Origin of the sequence: Alteromonas sp. AO-Serp, assembly GCF_017849675.1 — a bacterium.
Taxonomy (GTDB): domain Bacteria; phylum Pseudomonadota; class Gammaproteobacteria; order Enterobacterales; family Alteromonadaceae; genus Alteromonas; species Alteromonas macleodii.
This window is the reverse complement of record NZ_JAFLMX010000316.1, coordinates 1-2757: the sequence shown is the minus strand read 5'-3', so window position 1 is coordinate 2757 and position 2757 is coordinate 1. Positions and strand designations below refer to the sequence as shown.

Here is a 2757-nt window from a genome sequence, read left to right as displayed (position 1 = left end):
GTATATATACAAATGAGCCTTAAAAGGGCAAAGTCAGTGAAATATATTAAAGTCTGGTAATATTTTTCCCTTGTTTTTTCATCAAAGCCTTCAGAGTCAGATAAATGTTCTTCTATTATTTTACATATTACGTAGAAAATTCGTGTCCGTCCGGTAATCCCCACATTCAATTCATAAGTTAGCTCCGGCATGGTGCTCTCTTTGCAAAGGAGAATGACCATGCAGCAACATCAACGAAGAGACGTGCAAGACTGGCTCAATTTATTTGACCAACAAAAACAAAGCGGACTCACTGCGGTGGCGTTTTGTCGCCAGCAACAGATTAATGTTCAAACATACTACACTAGGCGTCGTGATATCAGGCTACAGCGAACAAATAGTAAGTTCGTTCAGGTTAAGCGTGAAGTCACTAAAGTTGAGTCATACACTGAGGAAATGGGTGGCGACCTCCTCCTGAAATTGGGAAACGCAGAACTTACCGTGCCAACCACTACTAACCCTCATTGGGTTGCCGCCGTGATGAAGGTATTGGCCGAATGAAGATGTTCGTTGAGCCTGCCGACATTTATTTATACATGGAAATCGTCGACTTCCGTAAATCAATTAACGGCTTACTTGTCGTGGTTGAGCAGGATATGAATCTCAACCCGTTCCGTGATGCATTGTTCGTCTTCTGCAATAAAAAGCGCGATAAGCTAAAAATACTCTATTGGGATAAAACGGGGTTCGCACTCTGGTACAAACGACTTGAGAAGCATCGGTTTAAATGGCCTGTCGATGAGAATTTACAGCAGATGCATGTGAGTGAGCAGCAGTTGCAATGGTTATTATCCGGCTTTGATGTGATTGGCCATCAGCCCTTAAATTACACTGCATCCGGCTTATAACCTGTGATCATAAGTAGCGATTAACGATCGCAAAATTGTCTTAATAATGTCGGGTAATCAGTATCTTATTGCATGATAATAAGGTCATGAATATTGATATCGAAAACTTACCCGACGACCCCGCGACACTGAAAAAGATGTTGTCGCAGGTTATGTCTCGCTATCTATATCTCGAAGAACAGTTTCGTATTGCCCAGCACAAGCAGTTCGGTAAAAGTACTGAAGGCCACCCTGGGCAAGGTGAGTTGTTTAATGAAGCGGAAGAACTGGTCGTTGAATCTGAAACCGCCGAAGAAACGATGAGCTACACCCGCAAAAAGGCGACACGTAAACCGCTGCCTAAAGACCTGCCTCGTGAAGTTATCGTTCACGATATTAGCGACGAAGAAAAAATCTGTGGCTGTTGTGCGGGCGAATTACATCGCATTGGTGAAGATAAGTCAGAGAAGCTTCAGTTTATCCCCGCTCAGGTAAAAGTGATTGAGCATGTTCGTCCTAAATATGCGTGCCGTACTTGTGAAAAAGACGGCATCAGCAATAAGGTGAAGCAAGCGCCAGTGCCTCACAGTGTTATCCCCAAAGGATATGCAACGCCAAGCTTGTTAAGTCAAATCATTACCAGCAAATATCAGTATGGGCTACCGCTTTATCGACAAGAAGCAATGTTTAAACAGCATGGTATCGAGCTAAGCCGTAAAACCATGGCTGATTGGATAGTCCGCTGCGCTGAGTTGTTTAAACCCCTTTATGACCACCTACATAAACACCTGCTGCAACAACCCGTTGTCGCGGCAGATGAAACCACGCTGAAGGTGGTTGAATCTGATAAAGCGACTAGCTATATGTGGCTGTACGCCAGTGGGGCTGACTCACCTGCGGGTAATATACCTGATACAGAAATACCTAATATTGTGCTGTACGACTATCACAATAGTCGCGCAGGGCAATGCGCGGTAGACTTCCTCAAAGGCTATAACGGCTACTTACAAGTGGATGGCTATCAAGGCTATGAGCAAACGCAAGCCACACTCATTGGCTGTTGGGCACATGCACGTCGTAAGTTCATGGAAGCCAAAAAAGGCGCAGGTAAAAAAGGCAGTGGCAAAGCGGATTGGGCACTCAACCATATCCAAAAACTCTACCGCATCGAAACACAGTTAAAAGATAAAACAGTGGAAGTGCGCTACCTCACCAGACAAGAGAAAAGCCTGCCGCTACTCAATCAGCTTCATGCATGGCTAATGAAATCAGTGCAACAGGTGTTACCGAAAACCAAATTAGGTGAAGCAATACAATACAGCTTAAATCAATGGGAAAAGCTAGCGCGCTACACACTCGACGGATTATTGAATATCGATAATAATCGCGCTGAGCGCGCGATTAAACCGTTTGTGATAGGCAGGAAGAATTGGCTCTTTAGCCAAACTGCCACAGGCGCAAACGCCAGTGCGGTTCTCTACAGCATTATCGAAACGGCAAAAGCCAACGACCTCAATGTGTTCGAGTATGTGATGACTTGCCTTGATGAGTTGAGCAAGCCAGAGCCGATTATCGAGCAACTACTACCATGGCAGTTTACTAACCGCTAGGTGGGATTACCGGACGGATACGAAAATTCGTGCTGCGTTGAACAAACTTCCATGAGTATCAATCTTTGAAATAACGCTGTGAACATGTGGTCTCGCTGCGCCTCGGCTTTTCAAGTGAAAAATAAGATCATCTAAATTGTTTGCTGATGCAACACCGTCCACTTTGGAGTTTTCGAAAACTAGGTAAAAACTGTCGAAGTTATTCTTCTGTGAAGAGACCATATTGAAGAAGTGTGACTCAAAAGTTTTAAGCTTATCTTGTTGTTTTGTTCTTTCTATTT

Annotated in this window: 5 protein-coding genes; 3 read left to right on the top strand and 2 right to left on the bottom strand. The window is 44.1% G+C overall.

Annotation, left to right across the window (positions count from 1 at the left end):
* Window positions 1-191 (bottom strand): hypothetical protein (locus tag QVA83_RS19960; RefSeq protein WP_287498866.1); only part of this gene is annotated, 191 nt, incomplete at its 3' end.
* Window positions 192-219: 28 nt separating this feature from the next.
* Between QVA83_RS19960 and tnpA the strand changes: the two genes are divergently transcribed.
* The 3 genes from tnpA (at window position 220) to tnpC (ending at window position 2476) form a co-directional block, all read left to right on the top strand.
* On the top strand, window positions 220-540 hold the full coding sequence (gene tnpA, locus QVA83_RS19955) for an IS66 family insertion sequence element accessory protein TnpA (RefSeq protein WP_014979025.1): 321 nt from the start codon (window positions 220-222) through the stop codon (window positions 538-540).
* Entirely contained in the window at window positions 537-887 is a 351-nt protein-coding gene (gene tnpB / locus QVA83_RS19950) for an IS66 family insertion sequence element accessory protein TnpB (protein ID WP_014979024.1), read from the top strand. Before tnpA ends, tnpB begins: the two co-directional genes overlap by 4 nt.
* Before the next feature lie 86 nt (window positions 888-973).
* A complete protein-coding gene (gene tnpC, locus QVA83_RS19945) occupies window positions 974-2476 on the top strand; it encodes an IS66 family transposase (RefSeq protein ID WP_014979023.1) in 1503 nt (500 codons plus the stop codon).
* Between the two features lie 6 nt (window positions 2477-2482).
* Here tnpC and QVA83_RS19940 read toward each other — a convergent pair.
* On the bottom strand, window positions 2483-2757 hold a 275-nt coding region (locus QVA83_RS19940; protein ID WP_287498865.1), incomplete at its 5' end, for a hypothetical protein.